The 21709-nt window shown below is 35.0% G+C and carries 10 protein-coding genes and 3 pseudogenes; 9 read left to right on the top strand and 4 right to left on the bottom strand.

The window, feature by feature from the left end; all coding sequences use genetic code 11:
- Positions 1-189 precede the first annotated feature (189 nt).
- A complete protein-coding gene (locus Dongsha4_RS14185) occupies positions 190-1560 on the bottom strand; it encodes a (Fe-S)-binding protein (protein WP_330202992.1) in 1371 nt (456 codons plus the stop codon).
- 342 nt (positions 1561-1902) lie between these two features.
- Here Dongsha4_RS14185 and nuoH point away from each other — a divergent pair, with 342 nt between their 5' ends.
- Both nuoH and Dongsha4_RS14195 read left to right on the top strand, forming a co-directional pair.
- Complete coding sequence (gene nuoH / locus Dongsha4_RS14190; protein WP_330202993.1) at positions 1903-3021, top strand: NADH-quinone oxidoreductase subunit NuoH; 1119 nt, start codon at positions 1903-1905, stop codon at positions 3019-3021.
- Between the two features lie 471 nt (positions 3022-3492).
- Positions 3493-3999 (top strand): NAD(P)H-dependent oxidoreductase, encoded by a 507-nt coding sequence (locus Dongsha4_RS14195; RefSeq protein ID WP_330202994.1) that lies wholly within the window; start codon positions 3493-3495, stop codon positions 3997-3999.
- Between the two features lie 144 nt (positions 4000-4143).
- On the opposite strand, the gene hemW is transcribed toward Dongsha4_RS14195, so the two are convergent.
- Positions 4144-5334: a radical SAM family heme chaperone HemW gene (gene hemW / locus Dongsha4_RS14200; RefSeq protein ID WP_330202995.1), complete on the bottom strand. Its 1191-nt coding sequence runs from the start codon at positions 5332-5334 to the stop codon at positions 4144-4146.
- Positions 5335-5651: 317 nt separating this feature from the next.
- Here hemW and Dongsha4_RS14205 point away from each other — a divergent pair, with 317 nt between their 5' ends.
- From Dongsha4_RS14205 to Dongsha4_RS19005, 7 genes and pseudogenes are all read left to right on the top strand, one after another.
- Positions 5652-8066, top strand: coding sequence for a glycosyltransferase (locus Dongsha4_RS14205; protein WP_330202996.1), 2415 nt, complete (start codon positions 5652-5654; stop codon positions 8064-8066).
- 40 nt (positions 8067-8106) lie between these two features.
- Complete coding sequence (locus Dongsha4_RS14210; protein ID WP_330202997.1) at positions 8107-9327, top strand: FkbM family methyltransferase; 1221 nt, start codon at positions 8107-8109, stop codon at positions 9325-9327.
- A gap of 542 nt (positions 9328-9869) precedes the next feature.
- Complete coding sequence (hpnJ, locus tag Dongsha4_RS14215) at positions 9870-11300, top strand: hopanoid biosynthesis associated radical SAM protein HpnJ (protein ID WP_330202998.1); 1431 nt, start codon at positions 9870-9872, stop codon at positions 11298-11300.
- A 322-nt stretch (positions 11301-11622) separates the two neighbouring features.
- Positions 11623-14034 (top strand): endonuclease MutS2, encoded by a 2412-nt coding sequence (locus Dongsha4_RS14220; protein WP_330202999.1) that lies wholly within the window; start codon positions 11623-11625, stop codon positions 14032-14034.
- Between the two features lie 133 nt (positions 14035-14167).
- Positions 14168-15592, top strand: a pseudogene (locus Dongsha4_RS18995) (type IIL restriction-modification enzyme MmeI); the annotation flags it as partial.
- 126 nt (positions 15593-15718) lie between these two features.
- A pseudogene (locus Dongsha4_RS19000) lies at positions 15719-16018 on the top strand (endonuclease domain-containing protein); the annotation flags it as partial.
- Between the two features lie 171 nt (positions 16019-16189).
- Positions 16190-17521: pseudogene (locus Dongsha4_RS19005) on the top strand (type IIL restriction-modification enzyme MmeI); the annotation flags it as partial.
- A 258-nt stretch (positions 17522-17779) separates the two neighbouring features.
- Here the strand turns inward: Dongsha4_RS19005 and tyrS are convergent.
- Both tyrS and dnaK read right to left on the bottom strand, forming a co-directional pair.
- A complete protein-coding gene (gene tyrS, locus Dongsha4_RS14230; RefSeq protein WP_330203001.1) occupies positions 17780-18991 on the bottom strand; it encodes a tyrosine--tRNA ligase in 1212 nt (403 codons plus the stop codon).
- Between the two features lie 293 nt (positions 18992-19284).
- On the bottom strand, positions 19285-21462 hold the full coding sequence (dnaK, locus tag Dongsha4_RS14235; RefSeq protein ID WP_330203002.1) for a molecular chaperone DnaK: 2178 nt from the start codon (positions 21460-21462) through the stop codon (positions 19285-19287).
- Positions 21463-21709: the final 247 nt, after the last annotated feature.

Genomic DNA, 21709 nt, shown 5'->3' on the forward strand with positions numbered 1-21709 from the left:
CATCTATGAGTGATGGGGAAAAGGGCAAAAGGCAAAGTTAAAAGGGCAAAGGGCAAAGGGCAAGGGGCAAAGGTAAATAGTTGATAATTAATAACTTCGTGCCTCCGAACTCCTAACTCGTTTCTCCCTAATCCCCCAAAAACCTGACACCTAACCTTATCTGATATTATTAAACCGAACTGAGGTTAGTTAGGTACTCTTGATTAACTCCCCTCTAATACTATGATCTAAAAGTTCCATCGGGTGCATTACTTTTATTTCTTTTCCCTGTAATTTGAGATGTTTTGTGATTTGCAAGGCACAACCGGGGTTTGGAGAAGCAATTATACTAGCCCCTGTATTAAGAAGATTTTGAACTTTTTGTTCTCCTAATTCGTTGGCAACGTCAGGTTGTAAAAGATTATATACTCCCGCACTACCACAACATAAAGCCGCATCTACAGGCTCTTTTAATTCTAGGTTAGGTATTTTTTGCAATAATTGACGAGGTTGTAGGCTAATTTTTTGTCCATGTAACAAGTGACAAGCATCTTGATAAACTACTTTTACAGTGTCATCGGTAACTGGTGATAAATTAACATTAAAGCCTGTTTCCATCAAAAATTCATTAATATCTCTGACTTTGCTGACAAATTCTTTTGCTTTTTCCTCATAGATGCGTGCTGCGTAGCAGTTCCCTTCGGGATCATCTTTTAAAATATGATGATATTCTTTAAGGGTATGACCACACCCTGCGGCATTAATAATAATATAATCAACTTCAGCATCTAAAAAACTATCAATCATTTGTTTAGCAAGAGTTTGGGCTTGTTTTTCTTGTCCCTGATGGGCAGGTAATGCACCGCAACATCCTTGAGATGGAGGAATCACAACTTCACAACCATTTGCTGTTAATACCCTTACAGTCGCTTCATTTACGGGGTCAAAAAATAACCGTTGTACACAGCCTAGAATCAATCCTACCCGATATTTTTTCTCTTTTTGAGGGGGGATAGTATAAGGATATTTTTTATTGATAGAAGCTAATTTAATGGACGGTAGGATAGACTCCATAGAAGCAATACGAGGAAAAAATTTGAATATGCCTGTTTTTCTCACTAAAGTCTGTAAGCCTGAAATTTGATAAAACCACAGTAAGGGTAAGAAAATGCTTAATCTTGCAGGATAAGGAAAAATATTAAAAATCAGAGTGCGAAGGATTTTTTCCCACCAATTGCGGGGTTGATTTCTTTCTACTTGAGGGCGCACAGAAGCTATTAACTGATCATATTGTACCCCAGATGGACAGGTAGTAACACAAGCTAAACATCCTAAACAACTATCAAAGTGAGGACTTGTACTTTCATCTAATTTTGCTTCTCCCTGATTAATAGCATTCATTAGATAAATTCTTCCTCTCGGAGAGTCCATTTCTTTGCCAATAACTCTATAACTAGGACAAGTTGATAAACAAAAACCACAATGTACACATTGATCAATTAAATTTTGTGAGGGAGGGTTATGGTCGTCAAATCCTTTTTCAGAGTTTATAGTATCGATAGGGGTATTAGTAATGTTCATTTAGGAATAAATATTTTAAGAACGATTCAGAAAAGTCAATTTATTTTTGTTTTATTATAGCTTTTAATAAATTAATAGGAGGAATTAATTATCTCAATTTGGAATTAGTGATTAGGGTATTAGGGTTAGTGTTAATTAAATACCCGACGTTACGCACTTATTCATGTGTTAAGTTAAGCGAGGTTTCAGGTTTCAGGTTTCGGGTTTCAGGAAATAATAAAAAGGAAAACGGAAGAATATCTTTTTTGCTATGTTGATTGTTCATTCCAAATGCAACAGCTAAGGTTAAAATAACAAAAGCTATAAGTTACGAACACTTTATATTGATAAAAGTAAATACAAATGAGTGCAGGAATTGATTTACAAGGAAGTTTTATTACTTCTCTGACGGATTTGGGATTACCCCCAGAATTAGCAAAAACGCTCTGGATTCCTTTACCTTTGGGTTTAATGATTATTGGTGCAACGGTGGGGGTATTAGTTAGTGTATGGTTAGAAAGAAAAATCTCTGCGGCTGCCCAACAAAGAATTGGTCCTGAATATGCAGGTCCTTTGGGGGTTTTACAACCTGTGGCTGACGGGATTAAATTAGTGTTTAAAGAAGATATTATCCCTTCTAAGGCTGATGGTTTACTCTTTACTCTTGGCCCCGCTATCGTTGTTATACCCGTATTCTTATCCTATTTAATCGTACCCTTTGGACAAAATTTAGTTATCACTGACCTCAATATGGGTATTTTTATTTGGATTTCTTTATCTAGTATTGCCCCTATTGGTTTACTGATGTCGGGTTATGCTTCCAATAATAAATACTCTCTACTTGGTGGTTTAAGGGCGGCGGCTCAATCTATTAGTTATGAAATACCTCTTGCTTTAGCTGTACTTGCGATCGCAATGATGTCTAATAGTTTAAGTACTATTGATATTGTGGAACAACAATCAGGCTATGGTATTTTAGGTTGGAATATTTGGCGTCAACCTGTGGGTTTTTTAATTTTTTGGATTGCCGCTTTAGCTGAATGTGAGCGTTTACCTTTCGATTTACCTGAAGCTGAGGAAGAGTTAGTCGCAGGTTATCAAACTGAATATGCAGGAATGAAATTTGGTTTATTCTATGTTGGTTCTTATGTCAACTTAGTTTTATCTGCTCTTGTGTTTGCTGTTTTATACCTCGGTGGTTGGGAATTTCCTATTCCTCTCAATAATCTAGCTAATTGGTTAGGTGTGAGTGAAAATACCCCTTGGTTACAGGTAATTACTGCTTCTTTAGGCATCACCATGATGGTGTTAAAGGCTTATTTCCTCGTATTTATCGCTATTTTACTACGTTGGACTGTACCTAGAGTAAGAATTGACCAGTTATTAGATTTAGGCTGGAAATTTTTGCTTCCTGTTGCTTTAGTTAATCTTTTACTGACTGCGGCTTTAAAGTTAGCTTTTCCCGTTGCTTTTGGTGGATAATTAAGCTAGGAGCGTATTTTAGTTGTCTGGTTAAGATAAAAAAAGGCAAAACCTCTCTGTATCTCCCCTTTTTTGGGGAGAAGGGCACTCATACAAACCCTCCTTTATCCCCAGCAGTAATTCAAAGTAGAAATACAAAAACGCTAAAATTATTGCCAGTAAAAGAATATAGGGTTTTAGAGCTTTGAGGATTAAGAAGTAGTTAAAAATGTTGAGATTATCAATTTATAACCATAAACCATTAAAAACTATTGCTCATTGCCTATTTCCCATTCCCTGCCTTAACCAGAAAATTTTAAAATGAAACAGCCCTGCCCTTTATCCCCTAATACCCCAACATCCTAACCCCTCAACACCCTGACACCTGACATCTGCAACCTGAAATCCCTTTGATAACTCCTAAGCCCGAATTCATTTCCCTAATTATTAGTACTTGAAAACTCAAGTCAAAAACTTACCCACATTTCGATTATGAAAATATCAATTATTGTTGCTAGTAATAATAAAAATTTAGAGTTAGCCCATCAACTTAATAAAATTGCCATAGAAATGGGTCAACAAACTCAAATCATTGATTTAATTGAAGAAGATTTGCCTTTATATACCCCTAAAATTCAGGCTCAATCGGGTATTCCAGATAAAATACAATCACTATCTCAAACTCTGATTAAGACTGAGGGAATGATTTTTGTCGCTCCTGAATATAATGGTGGTATCCCCCCCATTCTCACAAATGCGATCGCATGGTTGAGTGTTAGTGGTGATGATTGGCGTAGATGTTTTAACAGTAAACCTGCCATGATTGCTACCCATAGCGGTGGTGGTGGACAGTATGTATTATTGGCGATGCGATCGCAACTTTCCTATATTGGTATGAATGTGGTAGGAAGACAAATTATTACTAACTATCAAAAATCTTTGAATTTAGATTCTGCCCGAGAGGTTATTTCTCAGTTAGTTGCCATGAAAATAAATTAATTTGATTTGGTGTCGTGATGATTTAGTTAGTTGAGGAGTTGAGGGATAGATGGATTTAGGAGAAAGAGAAAATTACCGTTAATTCTTGAACTTTTAATTGTTAATTGTTAATTATCTTTGCTCCTTACCTTTTGCCCTTTATTATTACTCCTCATCATCATCAAATTGTCTAAACAAAGCAGTTAATACTTGATTTGAATATAAAAAACCATCAGGATCACTTAAACTTAAGTTTAGAGTGTGAGTATCAAAAATAACTAAATTTGTCTTAATATAATTCTTTAAACAATCAATAATTTTTGTTTCTATATAGTCTCCAAATAGACTTTTTAACTCAGATAAATTAACTCCTTTTTTTAATCTCAAACCTAACATTAAAGTTTCTAATATTTGCTCATTTTTAGAAGTAGTTATAGCCTCTATTTTTCCCTGATTTGCTTTTAATTGTTCTACCCATTTAAAATATTCCTGACGGGTGCGAGGGCGAGTAAAACGAATATTGTCAAAGTAACTAGCCGCTCCCATACCAAAACCATAATAGTATTGATTTAACCAATAAACTTGATTATGACGGCATTCATAGCCCTTTTGAGCATAGTTAGAAATTTCATAATGTTCATAAAAATGTAAGCCCAATTTTTCCGAAGCGAGGCAGTACATTTGTGCGGTTATTTCGTCCATTGGTAAAGGGTTATCTCCCTCTTGATATTTCTTTCCGAATACGGTTGTCGGTTCTAATACTAAATCATAACAAGAAATATGTTTTGGCGAAAGTGCGATCGCTTTTTCCAGAGAATCCTGCCAATCATTTAAAGTTTGATAGGGTAAACCAGAGATTAAATCCAAGCTCCAATTCTCAAAACCAGCGTCATTAATCCATTCTACCCCTTCATATATATCTTTAACTCGATGAGTTCTACCAGAAAACTCTAATAAATTATCTTGAAATGCTTGAATTCCCAAACTAATACGATTAACTCCTAATTTTTTATAACTTTTTAGTTTCTCTAAGTTAAAAGTTGCGGGGTCAATTTCTAAAGAAATTTCTGCTTTTTGATTGATTCCAAAACAGTTATTTAAAGTGTTTAAAATAGTTTCTAAACCTTCTAATGCTAATAGAGAAGGAGTTCCTCCTCCAAAAAAAACCGTATCTAAAGACTGATTATTACATTTTGAAGTGATAATAATTTCTTGACAAATAAAATCAACATATTCTTGTTGCCAATTAGAGTAACTATTTCCACCATTATCCCCTAAAACAGTAATGGGAAAATCACAGTAAAAGCACCTTCTTCGACAAAATGGAATATGTAAATAGGCAGAATTTATGCTCATATCTGAATGACTCAAAATTAAATCTTAATATAAATTTATCAAATAAAAAATATTTTTTATTATTTTAAACAATTAATTTATACCTTATAATAACTAAATATATTTGAATAAAAAAAGAATAATTAAATAAAATTATAATACTATTTATCGACAATATTTAGATTAAAGAAAATTATCAAATCATAAAAAATGAAATTACTATTCTCCATATATAAAAAAATTAATCCCATAAAAAATGATAAAATTTGCTCAAAATAAAGTAGAATGAGCCTTGAGCAATCTATTTTCATCATCAATTTATAGATCCATAATTCGCCATGAGCAATATTCAAAAGGTAGATAATATCTCGGTTAATGATAATTTAACTAATAAAAAAAGAGCAATCTTTACTATCTGCTCTAATAATTATTTACCATATGCTAGAATTTTGTTTCACTCATTACAAAAATATCATCCTTCAGACCAAATATATCTTTGTCTTGCGGATAAAAAAGACCCCTTATTTCCCCTAGAGATAGATAATATTAATATTATTGAAGGAGAAGAATTAAATATTCCCAATTTTTATGATTTTGCTTTTCGCTACGACATAATGGAGTTTAATACTGCTCTCAAACCATATATGATGCAGTTATTGATAGAAAAATATAATTTTGATCAGGTAGTTTATTTAGATCCAGATATAGAATTATACGCTCCTTTAGATTCTGTTTTTTCAGCTTTAGATAATGGCAGTGATTTTGTAATTACCCCCCATATAACTAAACCTTCAGAAGGAGAAGGCTATCCCGGAGATATTGGAGTCATGCAAGCAGGTATTTATAACTTGGGTTTTATTGCTGTCAGTAATAGTTGTCAAGTAATTGAATTTTTACACTGGTGGGGTAGAAAATTGCGTTTTCATTGTTTAAGTGAGCAAGAAAAAGGGATTTTTGTAGATCAAAAATTTGTTGATTTATTACCAGCTTTTCATGATAAAGTGACCATTCTTAAAGATACAAATGTTAATGTTGCTTATTGGAATTTAGAACAAAGAAAATTAGAGAAAAATAATAATAATTGGTTTGTTGATAATAACCCTTTAGTCTTTTTTCACTACAGTGGTATTGATGTGAAAAATAATAAAAGATTATCTAAATATACCCATACTTTTAATGGAAATCTTAGCCCAGAACTACAAGAATTAGTTGACAACTATATACTCAAATTAAAACACTATAGTTTTGCCAATAAATTTAAACCAAAATATTATTATAGCTATTTTAATAATGGTTCTTTTATCCCAAGTATTTTTAGAAAATTTTATAGAAAATTAAGTGATTTCTGGTGTGATAATCCTTTTGAAAATTTTGCTGAATACTTAAAAGATTTTAATAATCCTCTTAACAATAATCATCATATTTTTATAACCAATTTAATGTATTTTTTATGGGAATTTAGAGATGATCTTAAATTTGCATTTAATTTAAACACTGATCAAGGAAGGGTTAAATATATTCAATGGTTTATAGAAAATGCAGAAATTAATCTATTTGATGACTATTTTATTGAACCAATAATTAATATTTTGCACCAGCAACTTTCCCATTATAAATCAACTTCTCAAGAAATTATAAAAAGTAAATCACCTGTTAACATTATTGGTTATTTAAAGACAGAAACAGGGGTTGGACAAGCGGCAAGAATGGTAATTAAAAGTTTTGATGCTGTTACTTTTCCAGTGAGAGGTTTTCATGTTGATAATAACTATACTCGCCAACAAGATCAACAAGTTAGTCAATTTTTGGTAAATCAAATTAACTCTCCTATACATATCTACAAAGTTAACGCAGATCAGTTAGAAATTGTCAAAAATCAGGTAAAACAAAAAAGTAATAAACCTATTTTTACTATTAATATGCCAGCATGGGAATTAAGTAGATTTCCCACAGAATGGGTAAAAAATTATGACGATATTGACGAGGTTTGGGTAGAATCACAATTTGTTCAATTCTCTCTACAGTCTAAATTAAATATTCCTGTTATTTGTATGCCACCAGCCATCAACATAACTAAGTTTACAAGAGTAGATAGAAGTTTCTTTAACCTACCGAAAGATTCCTTCTTATTTCATTTTAACTTCGATTTTTCCTCTTTTTCTAGTCGAAAGAATCCTCAAGCAGTAATTGACGCTTATCGTCTTGCTTTTCGTAATAAAAAACTAGATATTCCTACTGCTTTAGTGATAAAAACTAGGGGTTATGATCCAGACAAAAAAAATTATCAAAAACTCTTAGAAATGATTGATGGGGAAGAAGATATTATTGTCATTAATGACTATTTAAGTCATAGTGATGTTATGGCATTGATGGATTGCTGTGATTGTTATGTTTCCTTACATTGTTCGGAGGGATTTGGTTATACAATGGCGGAGGCAATGTTGTTGAAAAAACCTGTTATTGCGACTAATTATTCGGGAAATTGTGATTTTATTAATAGCTCTACTGGTTTTCCTGTTGACTATCAATTAGTCTCTTTAAATGCTAATGATTATCCTTTTGCACAAGGACAAAAATGGGCTAAAGCAGATATATATCATGCTAGTTGGTTGATGCAAAAAGTAGTGGAAAATTTATCTGAAACTGAAAAAATTGCTAGGGCTGGACAATTAAAAATTCAAACGGATTATTCTCCCATAAGTGCAGGAAAAAGATATTTACATCGTTTACAAACTTTGGGTTTAATCAAATAGTAACATCACTTATCAAGTATATATAATTATCAATTTAATTATGGAAAATAAATTTATTTCTTACGCTCAAAATTTTGAAGATGTGTTGTTAAATCGTATTTTTAGAGAACAAAATACAGGATTTTATGTTGATATTGGTGCTAATCACCCTGTTTATGATTCTGTAACCAAGGCTTTTTATGAAAGGGGATGGAGAGGAATAAATATTGAACCAGTACCTCAATATTATAATCTGTTAGAGTGCGATCGCATCGAAGATATTAATTTAAACATAGGTATTAGTGATGAAGAAGGAGAATTAACATTTTATGATTTAGTAGATACAGGCTTATCTACATTTGATCAGGAAATGGCAGAAAAATTGTCAAAGGAAGACGGATTTAGTGTAGAAAAATACACGGTTAAAGTAAAAAAATTAGTCGATATTTGTCATAAATATATTCATCAACCTATCGATTTTTTGAAAGTGGACGTAGAAGGGTGGGAAGAAAAAGTAATTTATAGTGGAGACTGGCAAAATTTTCGCCCAAAAGTGATAGTGATAGAAGCTACTATTCCCAATTCTCCAGAAAGAAAAAATACTAATATTTCTAATTTTTTACATCAGTATAATTATCATCATATTTACTTTGATGGTTTAAATGATTTTTATGTAGCTGAAGAATTTAAACATTGGGAAAACTTATTTAAGACTCCTGTTAATGTTTTTGATAAATTTACCACTTATCCCGAACAAGAAAAACAAAAATCTATCACTCAATTACAAACAGCTATTAACTCCAAAGACGAATATATCAATTGTTTAATAATGGAAAAACAAACTACATCAGAACAAATGAGTAATTTAGAAAAAATGATTAAAACTAAAGATGAATATATAAATAACCTAGAAGAAATGATAAAATCCAAAGAAGAAGATAACCAAAATTTAAAAGATGATTTAATAAAATGTAAACAATTAATTAATGAACAAGAGAAGATAATTAAAAGACAATATACAATTCATGAGGCAGAAAAAAAAGACTTAAATCATTATATTCAACATTTGCAAAGCATTTTATCTCAACAACAAGAAACACTGAAAAAATATAATCAAGAACACACTGATATTAAAAAAGATCAATCTTTAGAAATATCTAATTTACGGAAATTAATTAATGATAAGAATGCGGAAATAGAGGGAATGAAAAGTAGTAAATTTTGGAAACTAAGGAAAAAATGGTTCAAAATCAAAAAGCTAATTAATGAAGATGCTCAATAAATAATCCCTCAAATAATTGTAGAAAAACTAAAAAAAGGAGGCAAAACCTCCTCTCGAATCAACTTAACTTACAAAATAATCAAACGGCAACCTGAAACTGTGACAGGAGTATCAATCTCACGGTAAAGAATACCAATCCACTCCTCCTTCTCTTTAGGAAAATCCTTCCATTTAACCACTAACACCCAATACTGCTCCAATTTCAACCCCTGACGAATAATATACTATTGTTTCTGCCCAGAATTCTTCGTGTTTATCAGTACGGAGGTACTTATGTGTTGTAAATTTGTTAGGTTATTAAATTAACAGTGCGATCGCACTGCGTCATGTCTTAGACAAGATCGCCTTTTATTTGCGACTCCTATAATGTAACAAACAAGAAAATATTTTGACAACCCCTTAAACTAAGAACTTAAATTGTCTTATCTAAGATTTTTCTCTTCGATTAAGGTATATTTTGATTAACAATTCTTGTAAATGTAATCAGACTTGGAAGAAATTGTATTCAATATTTTTGTTACAAAAATAAATACTTGTTGACTATGAAAAAAACTTTATTTTTAAATCCTCCCTCCTTTGATGGTTTTGATGGTGGTGCAGGTGCAAGGTATCAAGCAAAACGAGAAATAACATCTTTTTGGTATCCCACATGGTTGGCACAACCTGCCGCTTTAGTAACTGGTAGTAAATTAATTGATGCCCCTCCTCATAATCAAACAGTAGAAGATGTGTTGAAAATAGCCTCTGATTACGAATTGGTTATTATGCACACTAGCACCCCCTCTTTAGCTAATGATGTTAAATGTGCTGAAGCCATTAAGGCTCAAAATCCTGACACTGTTATTGGTTTTATTGGGGCTCATGTGGCAGTTTTACCCGAAAAAACTTTAGTTGATAATCCCGTATTAGACTTTGTATGTCGCAATGAATTTGATTATACTTGCAAAGAGATTGCGGAAGGTAAAGATTTTAGTGATATTAAAGGTTTAAGTTATCGAGATCAAAACGGTAGTATTATTCATAATCAAGAAAGAGAGTTAATTCATGATTGGGATGCAATGCCCAGTGTTTTGCCTATTTATGCACAAAATTTAGACATCAAAAAATATTTTATCGGTTATTTATTGCATCCTTATATTTCTTTTTATACTGGCAGAGGTTGCCCTGCTAAATGTAGTTTTTGCTTATGGCCTCAAACTATTGGTGGACATAATTATCGAGCCAAGTCACCAGAAGCAGTGGGTAAAGAAATGGAAATGGCAAAGAGTCTTTTCGGAGATTCTGTAAGGGAGTATATGTTTGATGATGATACTTTTACCATTGATAAGCAAAGAGCGATCGCAATTAGTGAGCATTTGAAAAAATTAAAGCTAACATGGAGTTGTAACGCCCGTGCTAATTTAGACTATGATACCCTCAAACAACTCAGAGATAATGGCTTAAGACTTTTGTTGGTAGGATTTGAATCAGGTAATCAGCAAATTCTTGACGGTATTCGCAAGGGTATTAAACTCGAAGTTGCCCGTAAATTTATGGAGAATTGTCGTAAATTGGGTATCAAAGTTCATGGTACATTTATTATCGGATTACCCAATGAGAATCGGGAAACCATCGAAGAAACCATCCGTTTTGCTTGTGACGTCAATCCCCATACTATTCAGGTATCCATTGCCGCCCCTTATCCCGGTACAGAATTATATCGTCAGGCATTAGAAAATAACTGGTTTAGTAAGGAAAACTTGATTTCTGAGTCTGGTATTCAAACATCAACATTAGCCTATCCTAATCTTTCTTCTGCCCAAATTGAGGATGCAGTTGAACAGATGTATAGAAAATTTTATTTTCGCCCTCAAGCTATTATTCCCATTGTTACAGAAATGTTAACGGATACGCAGATGTTAAGAAGAAGACTTAGAGAGGGTAAAGAGTTTTTTGCTTACCTCAAGGAAAGAAAAGAAAAAGCGACTGCGTAAGTAGGTAGGCAAAATTAATTGGATATTTAGGTGATAAAAGGGAATAGGGAATAGGCAATGGGCAATAGGGTTTTAGAGAATTTTTATTCATTTTAAAATCCACAATCTATTTTGCATCATTACTTACCTTCGTTGTTGAGCAAAAATATCGGGTGAAGGTAAGTTTGATTGTTTCAGGTGGTAGGTTTTACTTGAGTTTGATATAAAATCGTTGGTTAAGGTAGGCAAGAGGCAAAGGTAAATAGTTAATAACACAAACTCCTAACTCAGTTTAAGTTAGAATTGATTAAAACCTATTGGAAATATAGTAACCGATTGAGCCTTGATTGAAAAAGAGACTTTAAAACTACTAGAATGGCAAAGGTTATGTCAACATCTTGCCACTTTTGCCTCAACAAAATTAGGTGCGATCGCATCTCAAAATTTAACTATTCCCCCTACCCTTGCCCACACTAAGTTATTATTAGCACAGACTCAAGAAGTTGTTACATTAGAAACAGATATTAACTGTAATTGGTCTTTTCAGGGTATTCATGATGTGGGTGATGGTATTGAAAGGGCAAAAATGGGCGGTATGTTGTCAGGGGACGAGTTGCTGAATTTAGCCACAACTTTGGCAGGGGTACGCAAATTAAGAAGAATTATTGATGATAAAAACGATTTAATTACTCTCCAAGAATTAATAGCAAATATTAGAACTTTCCCCGAATTAGAGCAAGAAATTCACTTTTGCATAGATGATCGTGGGGAAATCACAGAAAGAGCTAGTCCTCAATTAGCAGAAATTAGACAAAAAATCAAGTCTTTACGCAGTAAAATTCAACAAACTTTACAAGGTATTATTCAACGTTATGGCAATGCCCTACAAGAATTAGTCATCACTCAAAGGGGCGATCGCTTCGTGTTGCCTGTGAAAGCGGATCATAGTGGCATAATTACGGGTATTGTCCATGATACCTCTAGTACAGGCTCGACTTTGTACGTTGAACCGAAATCAGTGGTTGAATTAGGGAATAAGCTACAAACTAGCCGTAATCAAGAGAAAAGAGAAGAAGAAAAGATATTAAGGGCATTATCGGAGAAAGTAGCGGAAAATTGGGAAGATTTAGAAAGAATTTTGGCAGTGGCAACCACTTTGGATTTAGCCACCGCAAGGGCAAGATATAGCCTCTGGTTAGAGGCTTATCCCCCCGAATTTGTGGATTTTGCCGACGGAGAAAGCATCACTTTAAGACAGGTTAGACATCCTCTATTAGTGTGGCAACAAAGGCAGGAAGAAGGCAATCCAGTCATTCCCATTGATGTGCGTATCTCCCCTGAAACGAGAGTTGTAGCCATTACAGGACCTAATACAGGGGGTAAAACCGTTACTTTGAAAACCATTGGCATGGTGGCGTTAATGGCAAAAGTAGGTTTATTTATTCCTGCGAAATCCCCAGCGAGAATACCCTGGTTTAATAATGTTTTAGCAGATATTGGTGATGAGCAGTCATTACAACAGAGTTTATCCACTTTTTCGGGGCATATTCGCCGTATTGTCCGCATTTTAGACGAAATTCAAGAAAATAACTCTTTAGTATTGTTAGATGAAGTTGGAGCAGGTACAGACCCCAATGAAGGAACTGCGATCGCAATTTCTATTTTGAAATATTTAGCTAGTAATAACCTGTTAACCATCGCTACTACCCACTATGGAGAGTTAAAAAGCCTCAAATATAGCGATTCCCGTTTTGAAAATGCTTCGGTGGAATTTGACGACGTGAGTTTACAGCCTACCTATCGTTTATTATGGGGCATTCCGGGGCGTTCTAATGCCATTACCATCGCCCAAAGATTGGGGTTAAATGATGATATTGTCACGGAGGCAAAAGAATTGGTAGGGGGATTCTCTGCGGATGTGAATGAGTTGATTTCTGCCCTAGAAAAACAGAGAAAAGAGCAAGAAGACAAGCATCAACAGGCACAGGATTTGTTAACCAAAACGGAGTTATTCTATCAACAGGTAGAGGCAAAAGCCATTTCTTTACAAGCAAGGGAGAGAGATTTAAAGAAAGAACAAGAGCAACAGGTGCAAAAGCTCTTATTAGACGCTAAAAGCCAAATTAACCAAGTTATTAAGGGATTAAAGCAAAAAGGTAGCCCGACAGCCCAAGATGCCCACCAAGCAACGGAAAATCTCGGTAAAATTGGCGATCGCTTCTTAACCCCTATTCAGAAAAGTAAGCCTAAATCTAGTTATAAACCAAAAGTGGGAGAAAGAGTCAGAATTTTGAGTATTGGGCAAGTAGCGGAAGTGTTGGGGGTAGATGACAGCAACGAGCAAATTAGCGCCCGTTTTGGCTTAATGAAAATGGTTATCCCCTTCTCTGATTTAGAATCCCTTGACGGTAAACGGTGGGAAAAACCAGAAACTCCCGTGAAGGAAAAACCCCCTGTTACCCCTGCCAAAAATCCCGTCAAAACCGAGACGAAAAGCCCCCCTACAGCCATACGCACCTCCCGTAATAGTGTCGATATTCGGGGTAAAAGGATACATTTAGCTTATCCCATCTTAGAGAGGGCGATCGCATCTGCAACGGATATGGGTACAGTGTGGATTGTACACGGTAAAGGCACAGGAAGCCTCAGAAAAGGGGTACATGAATTTTTAGATCGTCATCCCCAAGTGAGTCATTATGAATTAGCCGAGCAAAAAGAAGGAGGGGCAGGAGTTACCGTAGCCTATTTAACGTAGGGTTAATCTGAGTTCGGGGTTCGGAGTTCGGAGTTCGGAGTTAAGAATAAAATTTAATTATACACTGTTCCCTGTTCCCTGTTCCCTGTTCCCTACCTTCACCGACAATTTTATATCTAACTGAGGTGTTATCATGGTTTTAAGTTGGAATGAAATTAAAAATAGAGCCTTAAATTTTACCAAAGAATGGGAAAATGAAACCTCAGAAAATGCCGAAGCCAAATCATTTTGGGATGGTTTTTTCGATGTTTTTGGTGTGCCTAGAAGGCGTGTGGCTACCTTTGAAAAATCGGTTAAAAAATTAGATAATAAACAGGGATTTATTGACTTATTATGGAAAGGAGTTATTCTTGTTGAACATAAATCCAAAGGCAAAAATTTAGATAAAGCCTATCAACAAGCCATTGACTATTTCCCCGGATTAAAAGATCATGAATTGCCCAAATATATCCTTATTTCTGACTTTGCTAGGTTTAAATTATACGACTTAGAAAATGATATTAACCATGAATTTTTACTCAGTGAATTTGTTAATAATGTTCACCTATTTGACTTTATAGCAGGGTATAAAAAACGAGAATATAAAGATAGTGATCCTGTTAATATTAAAGCGGCTGAATTAATGGGACAGTTACATGATAGACTCAAAGAAATAGGTTATACTGGTCATGAATTAGAGGTTTATTTAGTACGTTTATTATTCTGTTTATTTGCTGACGATACAGGCATTTTTAATAAAAACATTTTCCAAGAATATATCGATTTACATACTAAAGAAGATGGTAGCGATTTAGCTATGCACCTTACTTCTATTTTCCATACTTTAAACCAACCAGAAGAGAAAAGACTCAAAAATTTAGATGAAAATTTAGCACAATTTCCCTACATTAACGGCAAGTTATTTGAAGAAAATTTGCCTCCAGCTTCCTTTGACTCAGAAATGAGGGAAATGTTATTAAAAGCCTGTGCTTTAGACTGGGGGAAAATTTCCCCTGCCATATTTGGTTCGATGTTTCAGGCGGTGATGAATCCTAATGAAAGACGTAATTTAGGCGCTCATTATACCTCAGAAAAAAATATTCAAAAAGTCATTAAACCTCTCTTTTTAGATGATTTATATACAGAGTTTGAAAAGGTAAAAACTAATCAAAATAAACTCAAGGAATTTCAGGAAAAAATTGCTAATTTGAAATTTTTAGATCCAGCCTGTGGATGTGGTAACTTTTTAATTGTCAGTTATCGGGAATTGAGAGATTTAGAAATTTTAGTTTTAAAAGAGTTAAATAAAAAAGGACAATTAGAATTAGATATTAGCAACATTATTAAAGTCGATGTGGATCAATTTTTTGGTATTGAATACGATGAGTTTGCGGTGAGAGTGGCAGAGGTTGCCATGTGGTTAATTGATCATCAAATGAATATTAAAGTAAGTAATGAATTTGGTCAATATTTTGTCCGTTTACCTCTCAAAAAATCCGCTAAAATTGTTCATGGTAATGCTTTACAAATTGACTGGCACTCGCTCTTAAATTCCCCTCCTTTGAAGGAGGGGTTAGGGGTGGTAGAATCTAAATCTTTGAAGGATGGATTCGGGGTGTTTGAATTAACATCTGGAAAAGAAACAACAGAAAATAATTATCCCGCTTATAAATCAATAAGCAACCTTAAAGATAAAAAAGAGTTAAGAAAATCCCTAAGAAATAATGCCACTTCAGCCGAAATATTACTTTGGAAAGCCTTACAAGGGAAACAATTAGATGGTTTTAAATTTCGTAGGCAACATTCTATTGGTAATTACATCTTAGACTTTTTTTGTCCTAGTGTTAGTCTAGCCATTGAATTAGATGGTGAATCTCATTATACTCCTGAAGCACAAGAATACGATCGCATCCGAGACAATTTTCTTACCAATGTGGGAATTAGAGTAATTCGTTATCACAATCACGATGTATTTGATAATTTAACGGGGGTTTTAGAGGATATTCGGCAATATCTTTATAATCCTGATGCTTCTTTTCAACGTAAATCTACCACCCCCAACCCCTCCTACATAGCAGAATCTACCACCCCCAACCCCTCCTACATAGGAGGGGAGAAAAATGTGTCTCAAAATTCCCCACCTTTTAAGGGGGGGCTAGGGGGGGTAAATAACTTTAATTTTATCTTTGGTAATCCCCCTTTTGTTGGTAAACAGTTACAAAATTCTCAGCAAAAAGCTGACATGAGTTTAGTTTTTAATGGAGTGAAAAATGCAGGAGTTTTAGATTATGTTTGTGCATGGTATTTAAAAGCGTCTGAGTTTATTCAAAATACTAAGATTCGTTGTGCTTTTGTTAGTACAAATTCTATTTCTCAGGGTGAACAAGTAGGCATTTTATGGCAGGAATTATACACTAAATATAAGATTAAAATTCATTTTGCCCATCGTACTTTTTCTTGGAGTAATGAAGCGAAAGGTAACGCTGCCGTACATTGTGTTATTATTGGTTTTGGTTTAGAAAATATCGATAATAAGCGACTTTTTTCCTACGAAAATATCAAAGGTGAAGCGACGGAAATTAAGGTTAAAAATATCAGTCCTTATTTAGTAGCTGGAAATGATTTAATTATTCAAAAAAGAAGTACTCAAATATCTAACTTACCTGAAATGTTAAAGGGAAGTCAACCAACTGATGGTGGAAATTTATTGATGACAGAAAAAGAAAAAATAGAGTATTTACAAAAGGAAAAATTAGGAGAAAAATTTATTAAACCCTTTATTTCTGCTGATGAATTTATTAATGGGAAAAATCGTTATTGTTTTTGGTTAATAGATATTCTACCTCAAGAATTAAAACAATTACCTTTGCTATTAAAAAGAGTAGAAGCCGTTAAGCAAATGCGTCTAGCTAGTACAAAAAAAGCAACCCAAAAATGGGCAGAATTTCCCACTATTTTTACAGAAAATAGACAACCTAAAACTGATTATATTTTAATACCTAGAGTTTCTTCAGAAAATCGAAAATATATTCCAATGGGATTTTTTAAAAAAGAAATTATTGCTAGTGATAGTTGTATAACTATTTCTAATGGTGATTTATTTTTATTTGGAATATTAACCTCAGAAATGCACATGACTTGGGTTAAATATGTCTGTGGAAGACTAAAAAGCGATTATCGTTACTCTAATTCTATTGTTTATAATAACTTTCCCTTCCCTGAAAATGTAACGGCAAAACAGAGGGAAAAAGTAGCAAATTTAGCTCAAAAAATCCTCGATATAAGAAACAAATATCCTGATAGTAGTTTAGCGGATTTATATAACCCTTTAACCATGCCTCCCGACTTATTAAAAGCCCATCAAACCCTTGACAAAGCCGTAGATTTATGCTATGCAAAACAGTCTTTTTCCAGTGAGTTAAACCGCATCGAATTTTTATTTAATTTATATGAACAAATCAGCACCCCTTTGTTAAAACCTGAGAAGAAAAAAACAAGGAAAAAATGATAATTGTAAATAAAATTCCCCCCTTATTAAGGGGGGTTAGGGGGGATCAAATTCTCCCTTATTAAACCTCACTCTTTACTCATTACTCTCTCTTAACCAAAAATTTGAGAATGAAACAGCCCCGGGGTGTTGGGGTATTAGGGAGAAACTCATTCCTAAACTGCATCATTACTAATTACGAACTGTTTATTACCTTTGCCCTTTTTCTTTGCCTCTTATCCTTTTCGCTATCACTCATATATGAAAATTTATCCGAACTCAAGTTAGGCGAATAAATTTCTTTTTACCCACCTGTAAAATTTTGCCTTTCAATTGAGTAGGGTCATCATAAGTTATATTAACATCAGAGATGCGATCGCCCTCTAAACGGACACTACCTCCTTGAATTTGTCTTCTACCTTCCCCGCTACTATTTACTAAACCACTAGCATTAAGAATATAAAATAATTTAGCTGGAAATTCAACACTTTCGAGAGAAAATTCGGGAACAGCTTGAGCATTAGCCATATTTTGACGACTAACTATTTCTAAAGCAGTTGTTTGAGCCCTTTTAGCCGCTTCTTGACCATGATATTGAGAAATAATCTCTACAGCTAATAATTTTTGTGCTTCTCTGGGATTTTCGGGAATTTCTGTTAAGGCAAAGTTGGTCAATAATTCATAGTAATTGGGTAGTAAAGCATCGGGAGTTTTTTCTAATTTAGAATACATAGATAAAGCATCTTCTTTTAACCCGACATAGTTATTAAGGGATTTCGACATTTTCTGTTCTCCATCCGTACCGATTAAAATGGGTAAAAGTACGCCAAATTGTGGTTTTTGTCCAAAATGTCTCTGTAAATCTCGCCCCACTGCAATATTAAATTTTTGGTCAGTGCCTCCCAATTCCACATCTGCGTTAACTGCTACCGAATCATAACCTTGCATTAAAGGATAGAGAAATTCATGAAGATAGATGGGAGTTTGTTGATTGTAGCGATTATTAAAACCCTCTTTTGCCAACATTTGTTGTACTGTCATGGTGGCTAGTAATTCCTGTATTTGAGCTAAATCTAACTTACTTAGCCATTCCGAATTGTAGCGAATCTCTAATCGTCCAGGAGTATCAAAATCTAAAATGGGTCGTAATTGTTGTAAATAAGTTTCTGCGTTTTGTTTTACTTCCTCTGCACTCAATTGTTTTCTAACCTTATCTTTCCCTGTAGGATCACCTATTTGAGCGGTAAAATCGCCAATAATAACTACCGCAGTGTGTCCTTGATCTTGAAATGCCCTTAATTTACGAAAGGGTATGCTATGCCCCAAGTGTAAATCCGTCCCTGTGGGATCAATTCCTAATTTGACCCTCAAAGGGCGATCGCATCTATTACATAATTGTTCTAAATTTTCACTCTCTTCTTGAGAATCTGTTTGGGAGGGAAAAACTTCGGTAACGCCTCTATATAACCACTCAAAATTGTCACTTGTCATCTATTTTTTGTTTCTTTATATGTACCAAAATTTCAGTCAACATCATATCATGGTTCGGGGTTCGGAGAGTTCGCTGCGCTCGTTCCGCAAAGCGGTACGGAGTTCGGAGTTATAGTCGTTTCGATTAATATTGAGACAATTCAATAAAATTTGTGGGGTGGGCATTGCCCACCAATAAGCATTTTGGGATAAACATTTAGATTATTAAACTGTTTCATTCTTATTCTAAATAACTATAGAAGTTATTAATTAGCAACTATTTACCTTTGCCCTTGTATTAATTGTTAATGGAATCAAAACCAATCGTCGTCATCATTCCAATCATTTTCATAAGGAATTTCTCTATCTTTGCCTACACGATAGCCTCTTTCTGGGGGATAATCAGGAGAGCGACGAGAAGGAGTACGAGGAGGTGGAGTTGGACGAGAAACACTGCTACCACTGTAAGGGGTATTACTCGCAGGAGGAGGAGAATAGGGATCTCGATAATCTCTGCGAGAATCACGACTGGGATTAACTCGACCACCATAAAGGGTTGTATCAGGGCTATTGCGGTAAACATTACGACGATCGCGCGGATTATAGTCAAAGTCGTCGTCATCATCACCGATAAAGGTTTTCTTAATGGACTCAAAAAAGCCTTCTTCCTCTTCGTTATATTGCAAACGGACTTCTCGATTCAATTCATATAAAACATCCTCTAAATCTGCCTGAGAACGATCTAAACGGCGATCGTCATCTTGTTCTAAACTATCCAATATCTCCCGACAAAGATTATCTATATCTCGACGGTAAGGATTAGTGAATTGACTACCAAAATCGAGGGTAACTTCCCTTAATCTTCTTTGTGCCTGATCCGTCAAAGCCTTAGCCCGATTACGCTTCTCGACTCGATCGCGTCTTTCCCTATCTTCTCTAGCAAAATCGTCAGCTTCTTGAATCATGCGATTAATTTCTGACTGAGAAAGAGTAGAAGCACCTTGGACAATAATACTTTGTTCCCTACCAGTGGTTTTATCTCTCGCAATCACCTGCAAAATACCGTTAGCATCAATATCGAAAGATACTTGCACTTGAGGTACACCCCTAGGTGCAGGAGGAATACCCGTTAATTTAAAACGCCCTAAAGATTTGTTATCTGAAGCCATTTCCCTCTCCCCTTGCACCACATGGATTTCCACCGAGGTTTGATTATTTTCTGAAGTGGAGAAAACATCTGATCTTCTTACGGGAATAGTGGTATTACGAGGCACAAGTTTTTTGGTCACTCCCCCAATGGTTTCCACACCGATAGATAAAGGAGTCACATCAAGGAGTAAGATGTCTTTGACTTCTCCAGCCAAAATTCCTGCTTGAACCGCCGCCCCCACCGCCACAACTTCATCAGGGTTAACATTTTGGTTAGGCTCTATGTCGATAAAACTGCGTACTAACTCCTGCACCATGGGGATACGGGTTGAACCACCCACTAATACTACCTCATCGATTTGCACAGGAGACAATCCAGCATCCTTTAAAGCCCGAATAATGGGACGACGGAGACGGGATACCAAATCTCCACATAACTCCTCAAATTTTGCCCTAGAGAGGGTGGTTTCGATATGTTTAGGTCCATCTTCCGTGGCAGTAATAAAGGGTAAATTAATCTCTGAGGTGCTGACCCCTGAAAGTTCAATTTTTGCTTTCTCAGCCGCTTCTGTTAACCTTTGTAAGGCTTGGCGATCGCGCCTTAAGTCCACCCCTTCAGTTTCCAAAAATTGTTCTGCTAAATAGTCAACAATCTTCTTATCAAAATCATTACCTCCTAACTGAGTATCGCCACTGGTTGCTCTTACCTCTAAAACTCCATCCCCCACCTCAAGGATAGATACATCAAAAGTGCCTCCCCCCAAATCAAAAACCAAAATCTTCTCACTGCTTTTCTTCTCCAAACCATAAGCCAAAGAAGCCGCCGTTGGTTCATTTACAATTCTTAACACTTCCAAACCAGCAATTTTACCCGCATCCTTTGTGGCTTGACGTTGGCTATCATTAAAATAAGCAGGTACAGTAATTACTGCCCCCGTTACTTCCTCCCCTAAATACCTTTCCGCTTCCTCTGCTAGTTTACGCAAAATCATCGCTGATACTTCTTCGGGGGCAAACTCTTTTTTGAGACGAGGACAACGAATTTTAATATTATCCATCTCATCACGGCGGATAGTGTAGGGAACACGCTTACTAGCTTCACTTAATTCACCGTATCTTCTCCCCATGAAGCGTTTAATACCATAATAAGTATTTTGAGGATTCAATACTCCTTGTCGTCTTGCCATTTGTCCAACCACTAACTCACCATCTTTGTTAAAACCTACCACAGAGGGAGTGGTGCGACTACCTTCGGCATTGGCAATTACCAGAGGCTTTCCCCCTTCCATAACAGCTACGACTGAGTTGGTTGTACCTAAGTCTATACCTACGACTCTTCCCATTGCTAGTTTTTTTCTCCAGTTTGTTGCACTACTGCGCCCCGTTGAGGCTTTTTTCTAATTTACTATGTAATCGTATCTATTTTACTTAGATCTTGCACTAACTTCAGAATATACAGTTGTGGTTTACTTAAAGGGCAAAGGGCGAAGGGCAAGGGGCAAAGGTAATAAACAAACAATTAGTAATTAGTAACTTCAGCACTTTAAGAATTAGTTTCTCCCTAACACCCCAATCCCCCAACACTGCAAA

The sequence above is a fragment of the Cyanobacterium sp. Dongsha4 genome (genome assembly GCF_036345015.1).
GTDB lineage: Bacteria > Cyanobacteriota > Cyanobacteriia > Cyanobacteriales > Cyanobacteriaceae > PCC-10605.